Below are 25,067 nucleotides of genomic sequence, written 5' to 3'. Positions count from 1 at the left end.
TTTTCCTCAGATGCTGAGACGCATCGACAGATCCACCGCTTTTACATCCTTGGTCATCGCGCCGATGGAGATGTAGTCCACCCCGGTCTCGGCGATAGGCAGCAGCGTGCTTTCATTGATCCCGCCGCTGGCCTCCAGCTTGGCCTTGCCGCCATTCAGGCGCACGGCTTCACGCATGTCTTCCAGGCTCAGCTCATCGAGCATGATGATATCGGCGCCCGCCGCCAGCGCTTCGCGCAGTTCCTGCAGGCTTTCCACTTCGATTTCCACCGGTTTGCCGGGGGCGATCTTGTGCGCGGCGGTGATGGCTTGGGCGATGCCACCACAGGCGGCAATATGGTTTTCCTTGATCAGGAACGCGTCGTACAAACCGATACGGTGATTGTGGCAGCCGCCGCAGGTCACCGCGTACTTCTGCGCCAGGCGCAGGCCCGGTAGGGTTTTGCGGGTGTCCAACAGCTTGACCTGAGTGCTCGCGACAAAATCCGCCAGGTACTGCGCGCGGGTAGCGACCCCGGAGAGCAATTGCAGGAAATTCAGCGCACAGCGTTCGCCGCTGAGCAGCGAGCGTGCCGGTCCTTCAAGGCGGAACAGCACCTGATTGGGGCTGACGCGCTCACCGTCGGCCACCTGCCAATGCACGGCGACGCGTGGGTCCAGCTGGCGGAACACTGCATCGACCCAGGCCGTACCGGAAATGACTGCGTTGTCGCGGGTAATGATGGCGGCCGTGGCCAGCCGTTCGGCCGGGATCAACTGTGCGGTGATGTCGCCGCTGCCGATGTCTTCCAGCAGTGCGCGGCGCACGTTGGCTTCGATTTCGGCGGTGAGGTCGGCAAGACGGAGATTCGGCATAACAGGCTCCACAAACAAAGTGCCCCGATTATAGGGGCAGTGCGCGTCCGAACCCACACTCGCTGCTCATTTACCGCGCCGTCGCAGAGTTTGCTGGCGCAACCCCCCTCATTTGCAAGATAATCTCGCGCCTTTCAATTGGCGTCATAGCTTTGACGTCATGGTAATCACCGGCCATCCAGTGTGCCCACGCGGGCCTGTAGCCGATCTTTGCCCCACTCAATACCGCCGTTTCAGGAGGCCAGGATGCACAATGACGGAAAGGTGGTGCCAATCAACAAGGCACACGCCACGCCATCTCCGCTCGCCCGGTTGCCGGTGGTGTTGCTGCAGGTTCGCGACAAGGCAGCGCAACAGCTGCAGCAGGGGCTGCAGGAACTGTTCGATAACGCCGACGACACGTTGTTCGAAATGGCCGACAAGGCCCGTAACAACGTCGATCACCATATTTTCTTCGAAGCCATGCGCGACCTGCGCCTCAAGCGCAAGAATTTCGAGCGCGTGTTCATGGAGCGCCTGTTCGAAGCCTTTGCCAACCTGGGCGACGCGGGGCGGGGGGCGTTGAAATGGGTGCCGGTGATGTCCTACGACGCTGCACCCGGTACCTCCAGGGATCAACTGGAAAAAGCCGTGGCGCTGGAGGCCATGCTGGGTCGGGTGCATCACCGCGACGGCCTGGCGCTGGGGCAACTGACCGCCCGTTTGAGTGCATTGCTCGGCAATCGCCTGGACGATCGGGAGAACCCGCTCGGTCCGGCGCTGCTCTGCGAGTTTTTCCTGCGGGCGGGGCGCAGCCTCGGCGTGGAAATTCGCGTCAAGCTGATCATGCTCAAGCTCTTCGAAAAATACGTGCTCAGCGATGCCGACCAGTTGTACGGCGAAGCCAACCAATTGTTGGTTGCGACGGGGGTGTTGCCGGAACTCAAGGCCGCCCCCTCGCGCCGCCCCGGTGGGCGTGCCGCCCGTGAACAACCCAGCCCGGATGCGCAGGCGGGCGCCGAGCAGCCTGTCGATGACAGCGGCCAGCAAGCGTTCGCCGTCCTGCAGGAGCTGCTCAAAGCTGTGCGCGGCAGCGTGGCCCCCACCCTCGAAGCCAGCGCCGAGCCCCAGCCAATCGCCACCCGTGACCTGCTCAGGCTGCTGTCCCATTTGCAGCAGTATGTGCCGGAGCCGGAGCTTGAAGACGACTTCGACCTGCGCAACCAGCTTGAACAACTGCTCACCCGTGTCAGCGTCAAGAGTGGCAAGTCGCGGGTGGTGGAGGATGCAGACGAAGACGTGATCAACCTGGTCGCGCTGTTGTTCGAGTTCATCCTCAATGACCGCACGGTGCCCGATGCCTTCAAGGCCTTGATCGGCCGATTGCAGATCCCGATGCTCAAAGTCGCGGTGTTGGACAAGAGCTTTTTCACCCGCGCCAACCACCCCGCGCGGCGCCTGCTCAATGAAGTCGCGGCGGCGGCCATGGGCTGGAGCCCGTGTGATGACTATCAGCGCGACCACCTGTACCTGCGTATCGAACAAGTGGTGCAGCGCCTGCTCAACGACTATGTCGAAGACCCGGCGATTTTTTCCGGATTGTTGACCGAGTTCAGTGCGTTCACCGCCGATGAGCGGCACCGCAGCGAATTGCTCGAACAGCACACCCGCGAGGCCGAAGAAGCTCGCGTACGCACCGAGGCGGCCCGTCAGCGAGTGGCCGATGTGCTCAACCGGCGGCTGCTGGGTAAGGTCCTGCCACGCACGGTGGTGCAGTTCCTCCAGCAGGCCTGGAGCCAGGTGCTGTTGCTGGCCAGCCTCAAGCACGGTGAGCAGTCGGTGCAATGGCAAGCGGGGCTGCGCACCCTCGACGAACTGATCTGGAGTGTCAGCCTGCAGCAAGACACCGAAGCCGGGCGCCACTTGCTGGAACAGTTGCCGGGGTTGCTCAAGGCGTTGCGTGACGGATTGACCAGCGCTGCGTTCGACCCATTCAGCACGCGTGATTTTTTTGTGCGGCTGCAGGCCCTGCATAGGCAGGCGACTGACGACCTCGATGAGCTGATCGAGGTGAGTGAGCCCTTTGTACTTGGGGCGGTCCCGCATGAGGCCGATGAAGAGCTGCCGGACAACGATCCTGACCTGCTCCAGGCTCGGCAGTTGCGGATGGGGCAGTGGGTGGAGTTCCAACGCGGGACTGCCAGCAGCCTGCGATGCAAGCTCACGATGATCATGGCGCCGGCCAATCGCTACATCTTTGTCAGTCGCACGGGGCTCAAGGTCCTGGAGCAAAGCGCCGGCCAACTGGCGGTGGCATTCAAGGCTGGCACGCTACATATGCTCGACGATGGGCCCTTGTTCGAGCGTGCGCTGGCGGCGGTGGTGGGCAAGCTGCGACAACTCAATCGCGGCAAGTGATCGCAACCACAGGGGCGAACGCGGCATACTGGTAACACTTTGTCTCGTTCAAGGAACCGGTATGCAGTTGGACTCCGCCAGCGGTTGGTGCAAGGGTATTCGTCATTGCCCTTCGCCCAACTTCAACGAGCGCCCCGCAGGCGAAATCTCACTGTTGGTGGTGCATAACATCAGCCTGCCGCCCGCGCAGTTCGCTACCGGCAAGGTGCAGGAGTTTTTCCAGAACCGCCTGGATGTCACGGAACATCCCTACTTTGAAGGGATTGCTGACCTACGGGTGTCCGCGCATTTTCTGATTGAGCGCGACGGCGCGGTGACGCAGTTTGTGTCCTGCATCGACCGCGCCTGGCATGCCGGGGTCTCGTGCTTCGAAGGGCGAGAGACGTGCAATGATTTTTCCCTGGGAATCGAGCTGGAAGGCACCGATGACCTACCGTTCACCGACGCCCAGTATGTGTCGCTGATCGACCTGGCCCGCCAGTTGCTGGCGGCCTACCCCGGGATCACGCCGCAGCGGATTTGTGGCCACAGCGATATCGCGCCGGGACGCAAGACCGATCCCGGCCCCGCTTTTGATTGGACGCGCTTTCGCAGCGCCCTGCTGGATGGAGGACACGCACAATGAGTTTTCTGGTGTTGGTGCTGGCGGTCTGGATCGAGAAATTCTCGGCCCTGCGCCGGCGTGTGCAGCGCGATGGCGGCTGGTTGCGCGAGCTGGCCAAGCTGGAATCCAGCCCGCGCATGGGCAAGCAGCCCTGGCTGATTCTGACCGTGATGGTGTTGCTGCCGGTGGCGTTGCTGGCGCTGTTGCTTCTGGTGCTGGAGCCGGTGGCCTACGGGTTGTTGGCACTGCCGGTGCACCTGGTGGTGGTGATCTACAGCCTGGGGCGTGGCGATCTACTGGCCGGGCTGGGCCCGTTTCGCGATGCCTGGCGGCGCGGCGACCTGCAAGCCGCAGAGCACGTGGCCGAACGCGACCTGAGCCTGAGTGCCGACAGCGGCGAACAGCTGCTCGAACGCGTCCAGGGGCATCTGCTGTGGCAGGCCTACCAAAGCTTTTTCGCGGTGATTTTCTGGTACTTCCTGCTGGGACCGGTGGCCGCCCTGGCGTATCGCCTGCTGGCGCTGGCCAGCGAATACAGCAAGAACCCGCTGGTGGCCGAGCGTGCCGGGCAATTGCGGCATGCGTTTGACTGGTTGCCGGTTCGCCTGCTGGCAGCCAGCTTCGCCCTGGTAGGCAATTTCGTCGCGGTCAGCCGCGTGATGCTGCACGAGCTGTTGAACTGGGATATCAGCGCCGCCCAACTGGTGGAAAAGGTGGGCCTGGTTGCCGCCGAAATCCCGCCGCCAGTGGTCGGTGCCGATGGCATCAACAGCCTGGACCGCCTGTGGGAGCTGCTGCTGCGCGCGGCGGTGCTGTGGTATGCCGGGTTCGCTATCTGGACCGTGTTGCCCTGATCCTTACAGACCCCCGGTTCGCTGGCGATACGAGCACTTTGGTGGTTACATCACCCGAGTTGCGTCGATCGCCGGCAAGCCGGCGCCTATCTCGTTAACTTTACGTTACAAAACTCCCTTTCAAATTGAGCTATACAGACAGAGCGCCAAATAGTGGCTTTCTGCCGCCGCCCTGCGCCTCAAATAAAAATAATAGAAAGGGAGTTCACCTGTGAAGAGCTTGCTCTATCCCGCCGTCGCGCTGATGAACCGTCTGAGTTTCGGCATGAAGTTCAGCCTGATCAGCGTGCTGTTCCTGCTGCCGATGCTGGCAACCAACTATTACCTGGTACGTGATTCCTGGCGCGAGTTCCAAGGCACGCGTATCGAACTGCAAAGCCTGGATCTACTCGGCAGCAGCCTGGCGCTGCGCCGCGACCTGGAAACCCTCAACAACCAGGTGCAGATCAACGCGACCCTGGGGCAGGCCGGCAAAGCTGGTGACCTGGAGGGCAAGATCACTGCCCTGGAGCAAAGCGTGCTGACCCGCCTGCAAGGCCTCAGCGCGATGGCCACCGACCCTGAGCAAATCGCCGTCTTTGACGCCAAGCGCGACGAGCTGGTCGCGGCCTTCAAGGCCCAGCAACAGGAAACCTCGCTGCTGAGTAAAAGTGCGTTGATCGGCAAATTGCTCAACAAGGCGCAGATGCTCAGCCAGATCATCGCCAGCCAATCCGGCTTGAGCCGCGACCCCCAGAGCGATTTGCGCCAACTCAGCGAACTCATCACCAGCGTGACCCCGCAGGTCACGCAAACCCTGGGGGAGGGCCGGGCGATGGGCGCGTATTCGCTGGGCCAGGGGTTCCTCAATTCATCCTCCAGCACGCGCTTTGACGAGTTGTTGCAGCAGTTGGAAAAGCTCCAGGCCGAATACGGCTTGAAGTTGCAGGACGCGTTGGGTTCCAGCAAGACCGCGCACACCGCGCTCGACAGTTTGGCCAAGGCCAGCACCGCCAGTCTCAAGCAAGGCAGCGAGCTGTTTGAAGAACAGGTGGTGATGGCCGAGACTCTCGACGCGCCCTGGCAGGCGTTCTACGACAACGTCACCCAACTGATGGCGCAGACGTATCAATTGGATGAAGCGACCCTGAGCTTCATCGGCCAGCAACTGGAGCAGCGCCTGGCGCAGAACCGCACACACATGGTGGTGCTGGTGTCGGCCCTCAGCGCGGTGTTCCTGCTGATCTTTTACTTGTATGCAGGCTTCTACGCCTCCACGCGTACCACGTTGCGGCGTTTGGGGGCGATGATGGACAAGGTCGCCGCCGGTGATATGACCGTCACTTTTGTCGCCCACAGCCGCGATGAATTGGGCGACCTGGGCCAGGTGTTCAACGGCACCGTGGCAAAAATCCATGACTTGATCGAGCGCGTCGGTCACACCGTCAGCCAGGTTGAACTGCAGGCCGGCCAGGTGGAAGCGGTCTCGGCGCAGAGCAACCAGGCGGTCTCCGGCCAGCGCACTCAGATCGAGCAGGTCGCAACGGCCATGAACCAGATGTCGTCTACTGCCCAGGAAGTCGCGCGCAGTGCGGCGGCGGCGGTCAGCAGTGCCCACAGTGTCAATGATGAAACTGTCAGCGGCCGTGGCCTGGTGCAATCCCAGCAGGGCAGCATCGCCCGGCTCGCCTCGGAGATCGATGAGTCGGTGCGGGTCATCAACCAGCTGGCCACCGACAGCCAGTCGATCAGCAGCGTGTTGGAAGTGATCAAGAGCATCGCCGAGCAAACCAACCTGCTCGCGCTCAATGCTGCCATCGAGGCGGCGCGGGCGGGTGAGCAGGGGCGCGGGTTTGCGGTGGTGGCCGATGAAGTGCGCACGTTGGCCCGGCGCACCCAGCATTCCACCGAAGAAATCGAGCAGATGATCAGTCGTTTGCACAGCGGGGTGGCAGCTGCGGTGAAGGCCATGGGCACCAGCCATGAAATGGCGAATGGCACGGTAGGGCAGTCGGAAAAAGTCCAGCAGGCCCTGGAAAATATCCTCGGGGCCGTGGGCATGATCGTCGATCAGAACCAACAGATTGCCGCCGCGGTGGAGCAGCAGACCGCCGTCGCCCACGATATCGACCAGAACATCGTCGAAATCAATCGTGCCGGCGAGCATGCGGCCGAGGGCGCACATCAGACCGAAGCGGCGAGCCGGCAGCTGTCGATGCAGGTGATCGAATTGAAGCAACTGATCGGGGCGTTTCGTGTGTAAGGCGCAAGAGTAGGAATTGTCTACTTATGACGTAGTTCGTGTCTTGATTCGCCGCTCGCTCTTCTGTGGCTGTGTGAATGGGTGAGAATTTGTTTCACACACTCAAGGTACTGGGGAGCACGGCGATGGCCACGGCAATCGGCATCAAAGGGCACTGCGCCCATTGCGACATCACGTTTGAGCTCAAGCCTTGGCAGTTGAATGCCATCGCCATCGAAGAGCCCTTCGATTGCCCGTATTGTCATCGGGTGTTGCAGCTGAGCTGTCCGCGGCAACTGCGTCAGTTCAAGGCGCTCGACCACTGGGCGCTGGTGCACCCGAGCATGGCGGTCCTGACGTGTGTGGTGCTGATCGTGGCACTGGTGGCGGAGTGGGTGGGATTGATCAGTGTGATCGGCCAGCTCAACGTGTCATTGGTGGTGCTGCTGGTGCACTTCCTGGCATTGCGTTATGCCCGTTCGCGGCAGCGGATCACCCTGGACCTGCAAGCAGTCATGCCGGCACTACCAGTTGAACACCTCGCACGCATTGCGTGTGCTCGCCTCAGCCAGCAATAAGGGCGTGGTCCCCATGCGCGCGGCCAGGTCGGTGCAGATCGCCGGCAAATGCTGCGGGCTATTGCGTTGGCCAGGGTACATGGCGGGCGCCATGTCCGGTGAGTCGGTTTCCAGCACCACCGCGTCCAACGGCAATTGCGCCAGTACCTTGTGCATACGCAAGGCCTGGGGCCAGGTAGCGGCGCCGCCCAGTCCCAGTTTGAAGCCGAGCTTGATGTACTCGCGGGCTTCTTCCCGGCTACCGGCAAAGGCATGGATGATGCCGCCCCGTGGCAGGCGGATGCGCTTGAGGGTGGCGATCACCGCCGCGTGACTGCGGCGTACATGCAGCAATGCCGGCAGTTGGCAGTCCACGGCGAGCTTGAGCTGGGCTTCAAACAGGTGTTGCTGGCGTTCGCGGTCCAGGGTTTCGAGGAAATAATCCAGGCCGATCTCGCCCACGGCGCACAGTTGCCGATGGCCCTGCAGGCGGGTCAGCCAGTCGCCCAGCTCGGTCAGGTCGGCAGGTCGATGATCATCGAGGTACACCGGGTGCAGGCCGAAGGCGGCGAACAGGCTTTCGTCTGCTTGCACCAGGTCCCACAGTCGCTGCCAATTCTGCTGATACACGCCCAACACCACCATGCGCCGAACGCCCAGCGCGCGGCTGTGGGCGAGGACTTCGCGGCGATCGCTGTCGAAGTCCGGAAAGTCCAGGTGGGTGTGGGTGTCGATCAGCTCCACGCTCAAGCCTCGTGAATACGCTGCTTGAACGTGCGGCCGATGGCGTGCACGCCGGGTTGGTACTGCTCGTCTTCGATGGCGGCCAGGGCCAGGCGCAGGGCGGTGTCGGCGATCAGTTGATGCTGCTGGGCCATGGCGTTGACCGGCAACGGCAGGAAGTCCAGCAGTTGGGTGTCACCAAAGGTGCCGAGGCTCAGGGGCCGCGACTTCAACGGGAAGTCATGCAGCGCATCGAACACGCCTTGCAGCAGCACGTAGGACGTGGTCACCAGCGCGTCAGGCAAATGCCCCAGGCGTTGCAGTAATTGCTCCATCAGTTGTCGGCCACAGTCACGGCTGAAGGCTTCGCCGTGTTCGACCAATACCTCGCCCTTGAAGCCTTGCAGCGCCTCATGGAAACCTGCCGCGCGCTCCTGGCTGATGCTCAGCTCGGGACGCGCGCCGATCAGCACGATCTGCTTGGGCAGCGGCTGCAGCAGGCTGCTGGTCAATTGCTGGCAGGCCTGGCGGTCGTCGCTGACCACCGAGCAGAACTGCCCGGGCTCCATTACCCGGTCGATGGCGATCACCGGCAAGCCCTTGGCTTGCAACTCGCGGTAACTGTCATCGCTGGCGGGCAGGCAGCTGGCGACGAACAGCGCGTCACAACGGCGCGCGCGGAACAGCTGCAGCAGTTGGCGCTCGCTGTCGGCCTCGTCATCGGAACTGGCGATCAGCAACTGATAGCCACGTGCCCGTGCGCCTTGCTCCAGCAGCTTGGCGATGCGCGCGTAACTGGGGTTTTCCAGATCCGGCAGGATAAACCCCAAGGTACGCGTGTGCCGGCTGCGCAGCCCGGCGGCCTGGGGGTTGGGGGTGAAGCCATGGGCTTCGACCACGGCACGCACCCGTTCGACGGTGGCGTTGCTGATCCGTTGCTGTTCAGCCTTGCCATTGATGACATAGCTGGCGGTGGTCACGGACACACCGGCGAGACGCGCGATATCACTGAGTTTCAAACCGGGATTTCCTTGTTTTTTGGAGCTTGCCCCGACATTTTGTCCAATCGTAACTGATTACGGCACGCGACCAATGTCTCAGCGCAAGTGCCGAGTGGTCCTTCAAGGATGCGCAATTAACGCGTAATCTGCCATAAATTCTAGATTAAACGTTTCAGCCAGCGTATTTTTACGACGTTCGCGACTGAGTACCTACTGCCAATTGACTGCTCAGTCAGTTATCCCGAAACGCCCTTACACTGTTTTATTCAAAACAATACCTAGTGCGGCCCCCGCACTAACTAGGAGAACGGCATGCTTGAGCTCACTGTAGAGCAGATTTCCATGGGCCAGATGGCTGTGGATAAATCTGCCGCCCTGCACCTGCTCGCTGACAAACTGGTGGCCGATGGCCTGGTCGCCGAGGGGTATCTCAGTGGCTTGCAAGCCCGTGAAGCCCAAGGCTCGACCTTTCTCGGCCAAGGTATTGCCATCCCCCACGGCACCCCCGAAACCCGCGACCAGGTGTTCTCCACCGGCGTGCGCCTGCTGCAGTTCCCCGAAGGGGTGGACTGGGGCGACGGCCAGATCGTCTACCTGGCGATCGGCATTGCGGCCAAGTCCGATGAACACCTGCGCCTGTTGCAACTGCTTACCCGTGCCCTCGGTGAAACCGACCTGGGCCAGGCGCTGCGGCGTGCCGGCAGTGCCGAAGCGCTGCTGAAACTGTTGCAGGGTGCGCCACAGGAGCTGGCGCTGGACGCGCAGATGATCAGCCTGGGCGTGTCCGCCGATGATTTTGAAGAACTGGTATGGCGCGGCGCCCGGCTGTTGCGTCAGGCCGATTGTGTGAGCAATGGTTTCGCCGCCGTCTTGCAACAGGTCGATGCGCTGCCCCTGGGCGATGGCCTGTGGTGGTTGCACAGCGAGCAGACCGTCAAGCGCCCGGGCCTGGCGTTTGTCACCCCGGACAAACCCATGCGCTACCTTGGCCAGCCGCTCAACGGCCTGTTCTGCCTGGCCAGCCTGGGCGAAGCGCACCAGGCCCTGCTGGAACGCCTGTGTGCATTGCTGATCGAAGGGCGCGGCCAGGAGTTGGGCCGCGCCACCAGCAGCCGCGCGGTGCTCGAAGTGTTGGGTGGCGAACTGCCGCCGGACTGGCCCAGCGTGCGCGTCACCCTCGCCAATGCCCATGGCCTGCACGCGCGGCCGGCGAAGATCCTCGCGCAGTTGGCGAAAAGTTTTGACGGCGATATCCGCCTGCGCATTGTCGACGGCCCGGTAGGCGCTGTGTCGGTAAAGAGCCTGAGCAAGTTGCTCAGCCTCGGCGCCCGACGTGGCCAGGTGCTGGAGTTTGTCGCTGAACCGGCGATTGCCGGTGACGCGCTGCCCGCGCTGTTGGCTGCTGTTGAAGCCGGCCTCGGCGAAGAAGTCGAGCCGCTGCCGACCGTGAGCGCCCAGCCTTCCGCTCCGGATAGCGCACCGGTGCTCAGCGCACCGCTGGCCGGCAGCCAGCTCCAGGCCATCGCCGCCGCCCCCGGCATCGCGATTGGTCCGGCGCATGTCCAGGTTCAGCAGGTGTTCGACTACCCGTTGCGCGGCGAGTCCTCGGCCATCGAGCGCCAGCGCCTGCAGGCCGCATTGGCCGACGTGCGCGGCGATATCCAGGGCCTGATCGAACGCAGCCAGGCCAAGGCTATCCGCGAAATTTTCATCACCCACCAGGAAATGCTCGACGACCCGGAACTCACCGACGAAGTCGACACGCGCCTCAAGCAAGGCGAGAGCGCCGAAGCGGCTTGGATGAGCGTGATCGAAGCTGCCGCCAGACAGCAGGAGTCGTTGCAGGACGCCTTGCTTGCCGAGCGCGCGGCCGATTTGCGCGACATCGGTCGCCGTGTGCTGGCGCAACTGTGCGGCGTCGAAACCGCCCAGGAGCCGAGCGAACCCTACATCCTGGTGATGGACGAAGTGGGCCCCTCGGACGTCGCGCGGCTGGACCCGGCGCGCGTCGCCGGCATCCTCACCGCGCGTGGCGGCGCCACGGCCCACAGCGCCATCGTCGCCCGCGCCCTGGGGATTCCCGCGCTGGTGGGCGCCGGTCCGACGGTGTTGCTGCTGGCTGCCGGCACCGCGTTGTTGCTGGATGGCCAGCGCGGCCGCCTGCATGTCGACCCCGATGCCGCCACCCTGCAACGGGCCACCGTCGAACGCGATACCCGCGAACAACGCCTGCAAGCCGCCTCGGCCCAGCGTCATGAGCCAGCCTTGACCCGTGACGGCCACGCGGTGGAAGTGTTCGCCAATATTGGCGAAAGCGCCGGTGTGGCCAGCGCGGTGGAGCAGGGCGCCGAAGGCATTGGCTTGCTGCGCACCGAACTGATTTTCATGGCCCATCCGCAAGCGCCGGATGAAGCCACCCAGGAAGCCGAATACCGCCGCGTGCTCGACGGCCTGGGCGGTCGCCCGCTGGTGGTGCGCACCCTCGATGTGGGCGGCGACAAACCGCTGCCGTATTGGCCGATCGCCGAGGAAGAAAACCCCTTCCTGGGCGTGCGTGGCATTCGCCTGACCTTGCAACGTCCGCAGATCATGGAGGCGCAATTGCGCGCGCTGCTGCGCTCGGCGGACAACCGCCCGTTGCGCATCATGTTCCCCATGGTCGGCAGCGTGGATGAATGGCGCGCGGCCCGCGACATGACCGAGCGCCTGCGCCTGGAAATCCCGGTGGTCGACCTGCAACTGGGGATCATGATCGAGGTGCCATCTGCGGCATTGCTCGCGCCGGTGCTGGCCAAGGAAGTGGATTTCTTCAGCGTCGGCACCAATGACCTGACCCAGTACACCCTGGCCATCGACCGCGGCCACCCGACCCTGTCGGCCCAGGCCGACGGCCTGCATCCGGCCGTGCTGCAACTGATCGACATCACCGTGCGCGCCGCCCATGCCCAGGGCAAATGGGTGGGCGTGTGCGGTGAGCTGGCGGCAGACCCGCTGGCAGTGCCGGTGTTGGTCGGCCTGGGGGTGGATGAGTTGAGCGTGTCGGCCCGCAGCATTCCTGAAGTGAAGGCGCGCGTGCGTGAATTCAGTCTGAGCGAGGCCCAGGGCCTGGCGCAAAAAGCACTCGCGGTGGGTTCGCCCGCCGAAGTGCGTGCCCTTGTGGAGGCCGTGTAGATGGCAATGATTCTGACCCTGACGCTGAACCCGGCGTTGGACCTGACGGTACGCCTGGGGCGCCTGGAGCCGGGTGAAGTCAACCGCAGCGAAACCCTGCTGACCCACGCGGCCGGCAAGGGCGTGAATGTGGCGCAGGTGCTGGCCGACCTCGGCCATCAGGTGAGCGTGGGCGGCTTTCTCGGTGCGGCCAACCCCGAGGCGTTCGAGGCGCTGATCGCCAGCCGAGGGTTCGGCGACGCGTTCATTCGCGTGCCGGGCGAAACCCGCAGCAATATCAAGATTGCCGAACAGGACGGTCGGGTCACCGACATCAACGCGCCGGGGCCGCTGGTGAGCGAGCAGGCACAACACGCCTTGCTCAAGCTGCTCGCGGTGATCGGCCCCGAGTTCGATGCCGTGGTGGTGGCTGGCAGCTTGCCGCGCGGCGTCAGTGCGCAGTGGTTCCAGGACTTGCTGGCGCAACTCAAGGACCTGGGTTTGAAAGTCGCCCTGGACACCAGCGGCGAGGCCCTGCGCGCCGGTCTGAAGGCCAGCCCATGGCTGGTCAAGCCCAATACCGAAGAGCTGGCCGATGCCCTGGGACATTCCACTGACGTCATCCACCAACTGCATCAGCAAGGGGTGGAACACGTGGTTGTCTCCGACGGCGCCGCAGGCGTGACCTGGTACAGCCCGCAGGGGGCCCTGCATGCCACGCCGCCCAAGGTGACGGTCGCCAGTACGGTCGGCGCCGGTGACTCGCTGCTGGCCGGGATGCTTCACGGTCTGCTCAGTGGCGATACACCGGAGCACACCCTGCGCCGCGCGACGGCGATTGCCGCGATGGCGGTGACGCAGATCGGTTTCGGCATCAGCGATGACGCGCAGTTGGCGCGCCTGCAAAACGGCGTCGACGTCCGCACGCTGACAGAACAATAAGAGGGATTGTGATGAAGTTAGCCATTGTTACTGCCTGCCCGAACGGCATGGTCACCAGTGTGCTGTGCGCCCGCTTGTTGGACGCAGCCGCGCAGCGTCAAGGCTGGAGCACCAGCGTCGAAGTGGTCGACGTGCAACGTCCGGAGCGCCAGCTGTCCCAGGCGACGCTCGACGCGGCCGAATGGGTGTTGCTGGTCAGCAGCACCGCGGTGGACATGCAGCGGTTTGTCGGCAAGCGCGTGTTCCAGAGCACCCCGGCCCAGGCGCTGGCGGATGTCGAGGCGGTCTTGCGCCGTGGTGCGCAAGAGGCGCAGGTGTATGTCGCGACGACCCCCGTCGCCGCGAAAAACGTCCCGCGCATCGTTGCCGTCACGGCTTGCCCCACCGGCGTGGCCCACACCTTCATGGCTGCCGAGGCCTTGCAGCAAACGGCCAAGCGCCTGGGGTATGACTTGCAGGTCGAGACCCAAGGCTCAGTCGGCGCCCGCACGCCGTTGAGCCCGCAGGCCATCGCCGACGCCGATGTGGTGTTGCTGGCGGCCGACATTGAAGTCGCCACCGAGCGCTTCGCCGGCAAGAAGATTTACCGCTGTGGCACCGGCATTGCGCTCAAGCAGTCCGAAGCGACCCTCAACAAAGCCTTGGCCGAAGGCGCGGTGGAAAGCGCGGCCGGCGGTGCGGCGACCAAGAAGCCGGAAAAAACCGGCGTCTACAAACACCTGCTCACTGGCGTGTCGTTCATGTTGCCGATGGTGGTGGCGGGCGGCTTGCTGATCGCCTTGTCATTCGTGTTCGGCATCCACGCGTTCGAACAGGAAGGCACCTTGGCGGCGGCGCTGAAAACCGTCGGCGACCGCGCCTTCATGCTGATGGTGCCGTTGCTGGCGGGCTATATCGCCTACTCGATTGCCGACCGTCCGGGCATTGCGCCCGGCATGATCGGCGGCCTGCTCGCGGGGACGCTGGGCGCCGGGTTTATCGGCGGGATCTTCGCCGGTTTCCTCGCCGGCTATTGCGTCAAGCTGATCACCCGCGCGGTGAAGTTGCCGCAGAGCCTGGAGGCGCTCAAGCCGATCCTGATCATCCCGTTGCTGGCGAGCCTGTTCACCGGCCTGGCGATGATCTACCTGGTCGGCCCGCCGGTGGCGCGCATGCTCACCGGGCTGACGGATTTTCTCAGCACCATGGGCACCACCAATGCGGTGCTGCTGGGCATCCTGCTGGGCGGCATGATGTGCGTGGATCTCGGCGGGCCGATCAACAAGGCCGCGTATGCGTTTTCCGTCGGCCTGTTGGCCGCGCAGAGTGGCGCACCGATGGCCGCGACCATGGCCGCCGGCATGGTGCCGCCGATCGGCATGGGCATCGCCACGTTCCTGGCGCGGCGCAAGTTCGCCCAGACCGAACGCGAGGCCGGCAAGGCCGCGATGATCCTGGGCCTGTGCTTTATCTCCGAAGGTGCGATCCCGTTTGCCGCCAAGGACCCGCTGCGCGTGATCCCGGCCAGCATCGCCGGCGGCGCGTTGACCGGCGCGCTGTCGATGTACTTCGGCTGCAAACTGGCGGCGCCCCATGGCGGCCTGTTTGTGCTGGTGATCCCGAATGCGATGAACCATGCGTTGCTGTACTTGCTGGCGATTGTCGCGGGTAGCCTGCTGACCGGGTTGGTGTACGCGCTGATCAAGCGCCCGGAAGCGGTGGAGCTGGCCGTCGCCCCTGCCTGACCCTGTAGGGGCCGGCTTGCCGGCGCCTGCAGTGGGGTGTCATCTGGCTTTCATCCCGGCGTGGTTAAGTTTCCCTTTTGATACTCAAGAGGGCACCTGCATGAGCCACTTCGACCTCGGCCGTCGCCGCGTGATGCAAGCCGTCGGCGCCGGCCTGTTGCTGCCGGGCCTGGCCCCGGCGGTGATCGCTTCGGTGAAAGATCGCCCGCAACTCACCGATGGCGTGCAGTCCGGCGACCTGCTGGGCGATCGCGCGATGATCTGGAGCCGCAGCGACCGCCCGGCGAAGATGGTGGTGGAGTGGGACACCCGCAGCGTGTTCAGCAACCCGCGCAAATTCGTCTCGCCGCTGGCCGACAGCCGCACCGACTTTACCGCCCGCGTCGAACTCACCGGGCTCCCCGTCGACCAAGCGATCTTCTATCGCGTGCACTTCGAAGACGCCCAGACCGGCGTGGCCAGCGAGCCCTGGTTCGGCCACCTGCGCAGCGTGCCGCAACAGCGCCGTGACATCCGGTTTGTGTGGAGCGGCGACACCGTGGGCCAAGGCTTTGGCATCAACCCGGACATCGGCGGCATGCGCATCTACGAAGCCATGCGCCTGCGCCTGCCGGATTTTTTTATCCACAGCGGCGACACCATCTACGCTGACGGCCCGGTGCCCGCGCAACTGGTCACCGAAGGCGGGCGCATCTGGCGCAATATCACCACCGAGGCCAAGAGCAAAGTCGCCGAAACCCTGGATGAATATCGCGGCAATTACCGCTACAACCTGCTGGATGAAAACGTGCGCCGCTTCAATGCCGAAGTGCCGCAGATCTGGCAGTGGGACGACCATGAAGTGGTGAACAACTGGTCGCCGAGCAAGCAACTCGACGAGCGCTACCAGACCAAGGACATCAACACCCTGGTCGGCCGCGCGCGTCAGGCCTGGCTGGAATATTCGCCGATGCGCCGGCAAGCCGCCGACGGTGGCGGGCGCATTTATCGCAAGCTCAGCTATGGTCCGCTACTGGATGTGTTCGTGCTCGATATGCGCAGCTATCGCGGCCCCAACGACGACAACCTGGGCGCGGAAAAGCCCTTCCTCGGCCGCGAGCAACTGGACTGGCTCAAGCGCGAACTCAAGGCTTCCCAGGCGCAGTGGAAGGTCATCGCCGCCGACATGCCCATCGGCCTCGGCGTGCCCGACGGCGAAGTCAGCCCCGGCGTGCCGCGTTGGGAAGCCATCGCCAACAATGACCCGGGCCCGGCCCAGGGCCGCGAGCTGGAAATCGCCGAGCTGCTCGGGTTCCTGCGTGCACAGCAGGTGCGCAACCATGTATGGCTGACGGCAGACGTGCATTACTGCGCGGCGCATCACTATCACCCGGATCGCGCGGCGTTCCAGGATTTCGAGCCGTTCTGGGAGTTTGTCGCCGGGCCGTTGAATGCGGGGAGCTTCGGGCCTAATCCGCTGGACAAGACCTTTGGCCCCGAAGTGGTGTTCGAGAAGGCCCCACCGGCGCAGAACACGTCGCCGTTTGCGGGTTTCCAGTTTTTTGGCGAGGTGCAGATCGATGGGCAGACTGCGGAGTTGACCGTGATCCTGCGTGACCTGGATGGCGTCTCGGTGTTCGAGCAAAAGCTGCAGCCCGCCTGATTGGCCTGCGCTCAAAACTGTGGGAGCAGGCAAGCCAGCGCCCACAGTTGATCATCAGTAGACGTCGCGGCGATAGCGGCCTTGTTCGATCAAGCGCTCCACCGCGTCACTGCCGAGTATGTCCACCAACGCCTGATCCACCCCGGTCGCCATCCCCTGCAGGCTCCCGCACACATAAATCGCCGCGCCTTCTGCCAGCCACCTGCGCAGTACCTCGGCCGATTCACGCAGGCGATCCTGCACGTAGATTTTTTCCTCCTGGTCGCGTGAAAACGCCAGGTCCAGCAACGCCAGGTCACCGCTGGCGAGCCAGCCTTGCAGCTCGTCCTGGCACAGGAAGTCATGCTTGATATTGCGTTCGCCGAACAACAGCCAGTTGCGCTGCTGGCCATCGGCAATGCGCGCCTTGAGCAAACTGCGCAGGCCAGCGAGGCCCGTGCCATTGCCCAGCAGGATCAACGGCACGGGCGCGTCCGGCAGGTGGAAGCCACTGTTGCGGCGCAGGCGCAGGCTGATTGCGGCACCGATGGCCGCATGCTCGGTGAGCCAACCCGAGCCGACGCCCAGGCCGCCATCCGGGTGGCGCTCCTGGCGCACGATGAGTTCCAGCACGCCGTCGCTGGCGATCGAGGCGATGGAGTATTCGCGCATACCCAGCGGCGCCAGTGCATTCACCAGTGCCTGGGCATGCAGGCCCACCAGGTGCGCGCGGTTGTCCGGCAATTGGCGTGTGGCCAGGGCCTGGTTGAGGGTTTGCGCCAGGCCGTCGATCAGTACGCCGTCGCTGCCGGCCAGGCCCAGTCCTTCGAGGAAGTGCTCGATGGCCCATGGGCAGTTGCGCGGCAGGACTTCGACCAGATCGCCGGCCTCCCAGCGCTGTGGCGACGTGCTGGTGAGGCCGAGCAGGTAGACATCCGAGCCGCTGCTGTCGCGGTTGAGCAGGGTGCGCTGGCTCAGCGTCCAGTTTTCGTATTGGGCGGTCGGCCAGGCGGCGGCCGGTGCGTGCCCTGTCAGCTGACCCAGTTGTTGTTGCCAGTTGAGCAGCGCGGCGCTGTCGCCGCTGTCCACTTCGACCGGGGCGAACAATGGGTTGCCGCCCTGGTTGGTCAGCCAGAAATGCAGGCGGCGGGCAAAGCCGCAGAAGTGTTCGTACTGTCGGTCACCCAGGGCCAATACCGAGTAGTTCAGGCCCTTGAGGGACATGTCCTGGCCGAGCACGCTGCGCTCGAAACCCCGCGCGCTGTCGGGCGCTTCGCCGTCACCGAAGGTGCTGACTACAAACAACGCATTCTGCGACTGGCGCAGGTCGTCCTGGCTGACACTGCCCAAGGGCTGCACCTTCACCGGCAAGCCGGCAGCCTGCAATTGCCCGGCCGTCTGCCAGGCCAACTGCTCGGCAAAGCCGCTCTGGCTGGCAAAGCCGATCAACCAGGCCGGGGCATCGCTGTGGTTGGCGCCGAGGCCTTTGCGTGCATGGCGCACCTGGCGTTTTTTACGCCGGCGGTCCAGGTACAGGAGCCAGCCGGTGATGAAGAACAACGGCATCAGCAGTGAGCTGATGGTGAGGATGATACGCCCCGCCAGGCCGAAGTAACTGCCGGTGTGCAGCGCGTAAATACTGGTCAGCAGCTGCGACTTGAGGCTCTTGCTCGCGTACTGGTCGTGGGATTTGACCTCGCCGGTGGCCGGGTCCAGGTTGATCTGGTTCAGCGCTCGGTCATGGGGCGAGTCTTTCAACAGGTAGTAGACGGTGGCCGGCTGCCCCGCGACGGCGGGCATGCGGATGTTGTAGGCGCTGAGGCCGGGACCGGCATTGCTGTAGATGCTGCTCCAGATCGCGTCGTAGTTGGCCACCGGCAAAGGGCCTTCGGGCGCCGGGCCACGTTTGCGCACCCGCTCATTTTGCGGGGCATCGGACAGCAGCTTGGTCAGGCCCTGGCTGTACCAGTCGTAGGACCACGACAGGCCGGTCAGCGCCGACAACAGGTAGGCCAGCAGGCACCAGGTGCCGAACACCGAATGCAGGTCCCAGTTGAAGCTGCGACCTTTTTTGCGCCAGTCCAGGGTCAGCCAGGCACGCCAGCTTGCCACCTGGCGTGGCCAGCGCAGATACAGGCCGGAGAGGCAGAAGAACACCAGGATCAGCGTGCACGCACCGGTAATCTGCCGGCCGGTTTCACCCATGACCAGGAAGCGGTGCAGTTGCAGGATGAAGCCGAAGACATCCTGGCCGACAGCGTCGCCCATATAGTCACCGGTGTAGGGATCGAAGTAGCGCATCTGGCCACGGCGCTCGCCGGGCGGCGGGGTGAAGAACACGCGCGCGGCATTGCCGCTTTCGCTTTCGACCCACAGCATCGACACGGTCTTGCCTTCGGTGGCTTCGAGCTTGCGCACCAATTCGGCGGGCGGCAGTACCCCGGCCTCGCGTTTTTGCACGCTGAGCACCGTCGGGTTGAGCGCCCGCAGTATTTCATCCTGAAACGAGACCGCAGCCCCGGTGATCCCCATCAAGGCCAGCACCAGCCCGGCAGTAATGCCGAAGAACCAGTGCAACTGGAACAGGGTTTTCTTCAACACGTCGGACCGCCTCGCTCATCTGTCTGTAAATGCCACGGCGCGCATTATGCCGTGAGTTGTCGAGAAACATTCTGTTTTACACGCAAAAGCCCCACGCATCCGATGCGTGGGGCTCCTGGTTGCGCGTCGAGCGCGTTTAGAAGTGGAAGCTGGTGGTCAACAACGCAGTACGCCCGGCCGCCTGGTTGGCGAAATGGGTGGAGAAGGCCTTGTCGTAATACACCTTGTCGGTGAGGTTCTGCACGTTCAACTGCAGGTCGACGTTCTTGGTCAGCTTGTAGCTGGCCATGGCGTCATAGCGGGTATAGGACGGTACATAAACGAGGTTGCCGGCATCGCCATAGACTTCGTCGACATAGAACGCGCCGCCGCCGACGGTGAGCTTGGAGGTGATGTCGTAAGTGGTCCACAGGCTGAACGTGTTCTTCGGCGTGTTCGGCATCTGGTTGCCTTTGCTTGAGCCCGTGCTGACCACGCCGTTTCGACCGTTGAGGCCGGCGTTGACCAGTTCGCTGTCCAGGTAGCTGTAGCCCGCGAACACCTGCCAGTGATCGGTGATCTTGCCGCTGGCCGACAACTCCACGCCATCCACGCGGGACTCGCCGGCGTTTTCGTAGGTGAGGGAGTCCACCAGGATGCGGGTGTTTTTCTTCTCGGTACGGAACACCGCCGCCGTCAGGGACAGGCGATCGTGGAACAGGTCCCACTTGGTGCCCAGCTCGTAGTTGACGGTTTCCTCAGGTTGCAGGTCGCTGGTCGCGGCGCCGGCGGACAGCGGGTTGCCGTCCGAGCCTTCACCGACCAGGCCACCGGCAGGGGTTGCCGAGGTGGCATAGGAGGCATAGATGCTGGCGTTCTCCACCGGCTTCCAGACCAGGCCGGCCTGCCAGTTGAAGAACTGGCTGTCTTGCTTGAGTTTGGTGCGGCCGGTGGCGGAGTCGGTATTGGCCACAGTGTCGAAGGTGTCGTAGCGCAGGCCGACGTTCAGCAGCCATTTCGGGTCCAGCTCGATCGTGTCGAAGACATACGCGCCACGGCTGGTGGCCTTGGTGTTGGTGCCGAAGTAGTTGCGCGCGACGCTGCCGGTCCACGCGTCGTCCGGGTTGGGATTGCCCAGCGAGGTGCAGTTGCCGCCGCTGCTGCCGATCTGGCTCGGCAGGCAGCCGCCGCTTGGGTTGGCTGCGACGGCACCGTTGGCGGTGCGCACGGTGTAGCTGCTGGCGCGGGTTTCTTCGCCGGTGAATTCCAGGCCGGTGGAGTAGGAATGCTTGAAGCCCAGGGCCTGGAAGCTGCCGAACAGGTCGGTCTGGTTGGTGGTGGTCTCCGTGGTGGAGACGCGTGAGTTGGGGCGACGCCACACGGTGCCGAACCGGTTGACGTTGAATTTGCTGTCGTCCGGTTGCGTCAGGATGTAGTCCTGGCCGGTGCTGCCATGACGCAGGGTGTTTTTCAGCGTCATGGTGTCGCTCAGGTCGTGCTCGATGGAGATCGTGCTGATATCGGCGCGGGTCTTGCGGAAATCACGGTCCTTCAAGCCATAGAAGTTCGTGCTGTCGCCACCATCGTTGGGTTTGTCATGCACGTGGGCGGTGGCCGTCGAGGAGCCGTAGCCATACGGAATGCCCGAATCCGGCAGGTCGTCGCTTTCCATGTGGTAGTAGCTGAGGTTGACGCGGGTCGGCGTGCCCAGGCCGAAGGTCAGCGACGGCGCCACGCCCCAGCGGTCATAGTTGATCGCATCGCGACCGGCCACGTTTTGCTCGTGGCTCATCAGGTTCAGGCGGAACGCGGCGCTGTCGTCGAGGAACTGGCGGTTGACGTCGAGCACATAGCGGCGAGTCTGGTCGGAACCATAGGTGAAGCCGCCGTTGGTGAAGTCCCGCGCTTGTGGGGTCTTGCTCACCAGGTTGAGGCTGCCACCGGCCGAGCCACGGCCGCCGAACGAGGAGTTCGGGCCTTTGCTGACTTCAATGGATTCAATGTCGAAGATCTCACGGCTCTGGCCGCCGGTGTCGCGCACGCCGTCCAGGTAGGTGTCGCCCTGGGCGTCGAAACCGCGGATGAATGGGCGGTCGCCCTGGGGGTTGCCGCCTTCGCCGGCGCCGAAGGTGATCCCCGGGACGGTGCGCAAGGCATCCTGCAACGAAGTGGCGGCGGTGTCCTTGAGCACTTGTTGCGGCACCACGGTGACCGAGCGCGGCGTGTCCACCAGCGGGGCGGTGTATTTCTGCGAAGAGGCTTTTTCGACCTGGTAGGACGTGGTGTCCTGCTCTTCCCCGGTAATGCTGGTGGCGCCCAGGGAGATGCTGTTGCGCTGGCCTTTTTGTTCAGTGTCTTCGGCCGCCTGCGCCAGATGGGCAACAGAGCCGGCGCTGAGGGCGACGCCGATGGCCGAAGCCAGCATGCGTGGTGAACTGGCAGGTATTTTTGTAGTGGTGCGCGACATGACGTGTCCTTTCCCCAAGGATGTGAGGCCGCGGAATATAGGGTCAACAAGACTTTCTATCAATTGCGATACATTGCTATTCGCACTGAATTTACATTCTTTACACTTTTTGCTTACGGTTTTTACGAAGTCGTTCGTCTGGCATGTTTTACAGCGTGGATAAGAATCAATATCATTGATGTCTCTTCGATATCAGGTACTGCCCATGCTGCTGCACATTCCCGGCCTGTTCTCTCGTGAGGAAGTGCAGCGCATTCGCCAAGCCCTGGAAAACACCGAGTGGGCCGACGGAAAAATCACCGCCGGGCACCAATCCGCCAAGGCCAAGCACAACCTGCAATTGCCCGAAGGCCATCCATTGGCCAAGGAAATCGGTGCGGCGATGCTTGAGCGCTTGTGGAAAAATCCGCTGTTTATGTCAGCGGCGTTACCGCGCAAAGTTTTCCCGCCGTTGTTCAACTGCTACACCGCGGGTGGCAGCTTCGACTTCCATATCGACAATGCCGTGCGCCAGGCCCGGGGCAGTCACGAGCGGGTGCGCACCGACCTGTCGTCGACGCTGTTCTTCAGCGACCCGGAGGAATACGACGGCGGCGAACTGGAGATCCAGGACACCTTCGGCCTGCAGCGCGTGAAGTTGCCGGCCGGCGACATGGTGCTGTACCCCGGCTCCAGCCTGCACAAAGTCAACGCCGTGAGCCGTGGTGCGCGCTATGCCTCGTTTTTCTGGACGCAGAGCCTGGTGCGCGAAGACAGCCAGCGCACCCTGCTGTTCGAGATGGACGGCGCGATCCAGCAACTGACCCGCGATGTGCCTGACCATCCGGCCCTGATCCAGCTCACCGGCACGTATCACAACCTGCTGCGCCGCTGGGTCGAGGTCTGACATGGGCTTTTTGTTGCGTCGTGAAGAAGTGCTCAACGTCGAGCAGTTGCAGAGCATGCTCGATGACTCCCCGGTGCGCGCGGCCCAGGCGATCCTGATGGCGGCGAAAGAGGGCGTGGTGGATGCCCAGGCCCTGCTCGGGCAAATCCTGCTGGAAGGCCGTGGCATTGCCCGCGATGAAGCCTTGGCGCTGCGCTGGTTCCAGATTGCGGCGAAGGGCGGCCACTTGATGGCGCGCAATATGACCGGTCGCTGCCTGGAGCATGGCTGGGGCTGCGCGGTGGATGAGGCCGCCGCGGCGCGTGAATACCGCGTGGCAGCCGAGGCCGGACTGGATTGGGCGCAGTACAACTATGCCAATCTGTTGGCGACCGGGCGAGGCGTCGCTGAAGACCAACCGCAGGCACTGGCGTTATACCGCCAGGCGGCGGAGCAGGGGCATGCCAAGTCGATGAACCTGTTGGGGCGCTATCTGGAAGACGGCCGGTGTTGCCCCAGGGATCTGGAGACGGCCGTGACGTGGTATCGCCGCTCAGCCGAAGCCGGGGATTTTCGTGGGCAGTTCAGTTATGCAGCGGTGTTGGCCGACGGAGGCCAGATCGAGGCGGCGCTGGAGTGGCTGCGCAAGGCGCTGGCCGGTGGCAACCTGAAGTTCCTGCGCACGGCGCACAAGGCGCTGGCGGCGGCGAATGACCCGCAGATCCGGGCGATGGCCGAGGCTTACAAAGAGCGCGCCACACACCTGAACCCGTAGGAGCCGGCGTGCCGGCGATGGCGTCTTGAAGATCGCTATCGCCGGCAAGCCGGCTCCTACAGAGGGTGATCGTTCCCGGACGGGATGATCAGACGTAGAACGACTTCAGCGGCGGGAAGCCATTGAACTCAACCGCGCTGTAGCTGGTGGTGTAGGCACCGGTCGACAGCCAGTACAGGCGGTCACCGATCGCCAGGTTCAGCGGCAGGCCGTACTTGTAGTTTTCGTACATGATATCGGCGCTGTCGCAGGTAGGACCGGCGATGACCACTTCTTCCATCTCACCTTTCTTCTCGGTCCAGATCGGAAACTTGATGGCTTCGTCCATGGTTTCGATCAGGCCGGAGAATTTGCCCACATCGGTGTACACCCAGCGCTCGACGGCGGTGCGCGATTTGCGTGCCACCAGTACCACTTCACTGACCAGGATACCGGCGTTGGCGATCAACGAACGGCCCGGCTCCAGGATGATTTCCGGCAGGTCATCGCCGAAATCTTCCTTGAGGAAGCGAATGATCTCTTCGGCGTAGGTTTCCAGGCTGTTGGTACGGGTGATGTAGTTGGCCGGGAAGCCGCCACCCATGTTGATCAGCTTGAGGTGGATGCCGTCTTCTTCCTTCAGGCGCTCGAAGATCACTTTGACCTTGGCGATCGCCGCGTCCCACACGCTGATGTCACGCTGTTGCGAGCCGACGTGGAAGGAGATGCCGTAAGGCACCAGGCCGAGGTCACGGGCAAGGATCAGCAGGTCCATGGCCATGTCGGTCTGGCAGCCGAATTTGCGCGACAGAGGCCAGTCTGCGGTGGTCGAGCCTTCGGTGAGGATGCGCACATAGACTTTCGAGCCCGGCGCGGCCTTGGCGATGTTGCGCAGGTCGGCTTCGGAGTCGGTGGAGAACAGGCGCACGCCCTTCTCGTAGAAGTAGCGGATGTCCTTGGATTTCTTGATGGTGTTGCCGTAGCTGATCCGGTCCGGGCTGACGCCGCGGCCGAGTACCTTGTCCAGCTCGTAGATCGAGGCGATGTCGAAGCTCGACCCTTTGTCTTTCAACAGGTCGATGATCTCGACGGCCGGGTTGGCCTTGACGGCGTAGTACACCTTGGCGAATTCGAAACCGGCGCGCAGGTCATCGTAGGCCTGGCTGATCATCGCGGTGTCGATGACCACGAACGGGGTTTCTTGCTTGTCGGCGAACGCCTTCATTTTGTCAAAAGTGGCGCGCGCGAAATAATCTTCGACGTTGATCGACATGCTGGGAACTCCTAAGGGCAAACTGTATTGATCAATGGGTGCAAATGAACGTCCTCCGTATCCCCACTTTGGTTCGCCTACTTCCCAAGGCATGTCGCCGAAAGCAAAAAGGCCATGGGAATAACCGCTTCCCTTGGCCTTGCTGTCTCGTCGTCAGTACTTGAGCCGGATGGATCGTTTCCAGCATGGACGTTCGGCGCGAACTTTAGGACGTGAGGGGCCATAGATCAACTAAAAATGTCGCGTTTTTGCACGCGTTCGTCGCGCGATGGCGTGCAGCTACTTATGTAACCGACAGGTGTGACGGATTGATGTTCCCCGGGAGGGGCAATTTGCAAGGAAAACGGCTGGTCGGCGAGGGCTTTTGTGGCGAGGGGGCTTGTCCCCCGTTGGGCTGCGGAGCGGCCCCAAATCCTGCCACCGCGTTTGGTCTGAAAAAACGCGCGGAGTTCATTGGGGCTGCTACGCAGCCCAACGGG

The 25,067-nt window shown here is 63.3% G+C and carries 17 protein-coding genes and 1 pseudogene; 12 read left to right on the top strand and 6 right to left on the bottom strand.

What is annotated here, in order from left to right:
* Positions 1 to 6: 6 nt before the first annotated feature.
* A complete protein-coding gene (gene nadC, locus C9990_RS27185; RefSeq protein WP_065900584.1) occupies positions 7 to 855 on the bottom strand; it encodes a carboxylating nicotinate-nucleotide diphosphorylase in 849 nt (282 codons plus the stop codon).
* Positions 856 to 1,101: 246 nt separating this feature from the next.
* Between nadC and C9990_RS27180 the strand changes: the two genes are divergently transcribed.
* The 6 genes and pseudogenes from C9990_RS27180 to C9990_RS27160 all read left to right on the top strand — a co-directional run bounded on the left by C9990_RS27180 (position 1,102) and on the right by C9990_RS27160 (position 7,509).
* Entirely contained in the window at positions 1,102 to 3,252 is a 2,151-nt protein-coding gene (locus C9990_RS27180) for a DUF1631 domain-containing protein (RefSeq protein ID WP_106805181.1), read from the top strand.
* A 61-nt stretch (positions 3,253 to 3,313) separates the two neighbouring features.
* The gene (ampD, locus tag C9990_RS27175) at positions 3,314 to 3,877 is read left to right on the top strand and encodes a 1,6-anhydro-N-acetylmuramyl-L-alanine amidase AmpD (RefSeq protein WP_106805180.1); all 564 of its coding nucleotides are present in this window, start codon (positions 3,314 to 3,316) and stop codon (positions 3,875 to 3,877) included.
* On the top strand, positions 3,874 to 4,710 hold the full coding sequence (gene ampE / locus C9990_RS27170; RefSeq protein ID WP_106805179.1) for a regulatory signaling modulator protein AmpE: 837 nt from the start codon (positions 3,874 to 3,876) through the stop codon (positions 4,708 to 4,710). Before ampD ends, ampE begins: the two co-directional genes overlap by 4 nt.
* 244 nt (positions 4,711 to 4,954) lie before the next feature.
* A pseudogene (locus C9990_RS33185) lies at positions 4,955 to 6,094 on the top strand (HAMP domain-containing protein); the annotation flags it as partial.
* Between the two features lie 144 nt (positions 6,095 to 6,238).
* Complete coding sequence (locus tag C9990_RS33180; protein ID WP_371920711.1) at positions 6,239 to 6,952, top strand: methyl-accepting chemotaxis protein; 714 nt, start codon at positions 6,239 to 6,241, stop codon at positions 6,950 to 6,952.
* Positions 6,953 to 7,077: 125 nt separating this feature from the next.
* Positions 7,078 to 7,509, top strand: coding sequence for a hypothetical protein (locus C9990_RS27160; protein WP_065900596.1), 432 nt, complete (start codon positions 7,078 to 7,080; stop codon positions 7,507 to 7,509).
* On the opposite strand, the gene C9990_RS27155 is transcribed toward C9990_RS27160, so the two are convergent.
* On the bottom strand, positions 7,456 to 8,232 hold the full coding sequence (locus C9990_RS27155; RefSeq protein WP_106805177.1) for a TatD family hydrolase: 777 nt from the start codon (positions 8,230 to 8,232) through the stop codon (positions 7,456 to 7,458). The genes C9990_RS27160 and C9990_RS27155 overlap by 54 nt on opposite strands.
* A 2-nt stretch (positions 8,233 to 8,234) precedes the next feature.
* The gene (gene cra, locus C9990_RS27150) at positions 8,235 to 9,230 is read right to left on the bottom strand and encodes a catabolite repressor/activator (RefSeq protein ID WP_065900599.1); all 996 of its coding nucleotides are present in this window, start codon (positions 9,228 to 9,230) and stop codon (positions 8,235 to 8,237) included.
* Between the two features lie 294 nt (positions 9,231 to 9,524).
* On the opposite strand from cra, the gene ptsP reads away from it, so the two are divergent.
* The 4 genes from ptsP (at position 9,525) to C9990_RS27130 (ending at position 16,670) form a co-directional block, all read left to right on the top strand.
* Positions 9,525 to 12,383, top strand: coding sequence for a phosphoenolpyruvate--protein phosphotransferase (gene ptsP, locus C9990_RS27145; RefSeq protein ID WP_106805176.1), 2,859 nt, complete (start codon positions 9,525 to 9,527; stop codon positions 12,381 to 12,383).
* A complete protein-coding gene (pfkB, locus tag C9990_RS27140) occupies positions 12,384 to 13,304 on the top strand; it encodes a 1-phosphofructokinase (RefSeq protein ID WP_106805175.1) in 921 nt (306 codons plus the stop codon).
* A gap of 11 nt (positions 13,305 to 13,315) precedes the next feature.
* Entirely contained in the window at positions 13,316 to 15,028 is a 1,713-nt protein-coding gene (locus C9990_RS27135) for a PTS fructose-like transporter subunit IIB (RefSeq protein ID WP_106805174.1), read from the top strand.
* 100 nt (positions 15,029 to 15,128) lie between these two features.
* Entirely contained in the window at positions 15,129 to 16,670 is a 1,542-nt protein-coding gene (locus C9990_RS27130) for an alkaline phosphatase (RefSeq protein WP_106805173.1), read from the top strand.
* Between the two features lie 54 nt (positions 16,671 to 16,724).
* On the opposite strand, the gene C9990_RS27125 is transcribed toward C9990_RS27130, so the two are convergent.
* The gene (locus C9990_RS27125) at positions 16,725 to 19,250 is read right to left on the bottom strand and encodes a sulfite reductase flavoprotein subunit alpha (RefSeq protein ID WP_106805172.1); all 2,526 of its coding nucleotides are present in this window, start codon (positions 19,248 to 19,250) and stop codon (positions 16,725 to 16,727) included.
* Positions 19,251 to 19,386: 136 nt separating this feature from the next.
* Positions 19,387 to 21,696: a TonB-dependent siderophore receptor gene (locus C9990_RS27120; RefSeq protein WP_106805171.1), complete on the bottom strand. Its 2,310-nt coding sequence runs from the start codon at positions 21,694 to 21,696 to the stop codon at positions 19,387 to 19,389.
* Between the two features lie 205 nt (positions 21,697 to 21,901).
* On the opposite strand from C9990_RS27120, the gene C9990_RS27115 reads away from it, so the two are divergent.
* Together C9990_RS27115 and C9990_RS27110 are read left to right on the top strand one after the other, a co-directional pair.
* The gene (locus C9990_RS27115) at positions 21,902 to 22,582 is read left to right on the top strand and encodes a Fe2+-dependent dioxygenase (RefSeq protein WP_106805170.1); all 681 of its coding nucleotides are present in this window, start codon (positions 21,902 to 21,904) and stop codon (positions 22,580 to 22,582) included.
* 1 nt (position 22,583) lies between these two features.
* A complete protein-coding gene (locus tag C9990_RS27110; RefSeq protein WP_106805169.1) occupies positions 22,584 to 23,336 on the top strand; it encodes a tetratricopeptide repeat protein in 753 nt (250 codons plus the stop codon).
* 88 nt (positions 23,337 to 23,424) lie between these two features.
* Here the strand turns inward: C9990_RS27110 and C9990_RS27105 are convergent, their stop codons facing one another.
* Positions 23,425 to 24,588 (bottom strand): type III PLP-dependent enzyme, encoded by a 1,164-nt coding sequence (locus C9990_RS27105; protein WP_025856258.1) that lies wholly within the window; start codon positions 24,586 to 24,588, stop codon positions 23,425 to 23,427.
* Positions 24,589 to 25,067 lie beyond the last annotated feature (479 nt).

Origin of the sequence: Pseudomonas sp. S5D5, assembly GCF_003013355.1 — a bacterium.
Lineage (GTDB): Bacteria > Pseudomonadota > Gammaproteobacteria > Pseudomonadales > Pseudomonadaceae > Aquipseudomonas > Aquipseudomonas aylmerensis.
Note: the sequence above shows the minus strand (reverse complement) of the source record. Positions and strands in the feature narration are given on the sequence as shown.

Excerpts from the sequence above, each read along its gene's own strand:
- nadC (WP_065900584.1), bottom strand. The coding sequence starts at position 855 with ATGCCGAATCTCCGTCTTGCCGACCTCACCGCCGAAATCGAAGCCAAC.
- C9990_RS27180 (WP_106805181.1), top strand. The coding sequence starts at position 1,102 with ATGCACAATGACGGAAAGGTGGTGCCAATCAACAAGGCACACGCCACG.
- ampD (WP_106805180.1), top strand. The coding sequence starts at position 3,314 with ATGCAGTTGGACTCCGCCAGCGGTTGGTGCAAGGGTATTCGTCATTGC.
- ampE (WP_106805179.1), top strand. The coding sequence starts at position 3,874 with ATGAGTTTTCTGGTGTTGGTGCTGGCGGTCTGGATCGAGAAATTCTCG.
- C9990_RS33180 (WP_371920711.1), top strand. The coding sequence starts at position 6,239 with ATGAACCAGATGTCGTCTACTGCCCAGGAAGTCGCGCGCAGTGCGGCG.
- C9990_RS27160 (WP_065900596.1), top strand. The coding sequence starts at position 7,078 with ATGGCCACGGCAATCGGCATCAAAGGGCACTGCGCCCATTGCGACATC.
- ptsP (WP_106805176.1), top strand. The coding sequence starts at position 9,525 with ATGCTTGAGCTCACTGTAGAGCAGATTTCCATGGGCCAGATGGCTGTG.
- pfkB (WP_106805175.1), top strand. The coding sequence starts at position 12,384 with ATGGCAATGATTCTGACCCTGACGCTGAACCCGGCGTTGGACCTGACG.
- C9990_RS27135 (WP_106805174.1), top strand. The coding sequence starts at position 13,316 with ATGAAGTTAGCCATTGTTACTGCCTGCCCGAACGGCATGGTCACCAGT.
- C9990_RS27130 (WP_106805173.1), top strand. The coding sequence starts at position 15,129 with ATGAGCCACTTCGACCTCGGCCGTCGCCGCGTGATGCAAGCCGTCGGC.
- C9990_RS27120 (WP_106805171.1), bottom strand. The coding sequence starts at position 21,696 with ATGTCGCGCACCACTACAAAAATACCTGCCAGTTCACCACGCATGCTG.
- C9990_RS27115 (WP_106805170.1), top strand. The coding sequence starts at position 21,902 with ATGCTGCTGCACATTCCCGGCCTGTTCTCTCGTGAGGAAGTGCAGCGC.
- C9990_RS27110 (WP_106805169.1), top strand. The coding sequence starts at position 22,584 with ATGGGCTTTTTGTTGCGTCGTGAAGAAGTGCTCAACGTCGAGCAGTTG.
- C9990_RS27105 (WP_025856258.1), bottom strand. The coding sequence starts at position 24,588 with ATGTCGATCAACGTCGAAGATTATTTCGCGCGCGCCACTTTTGACAAA.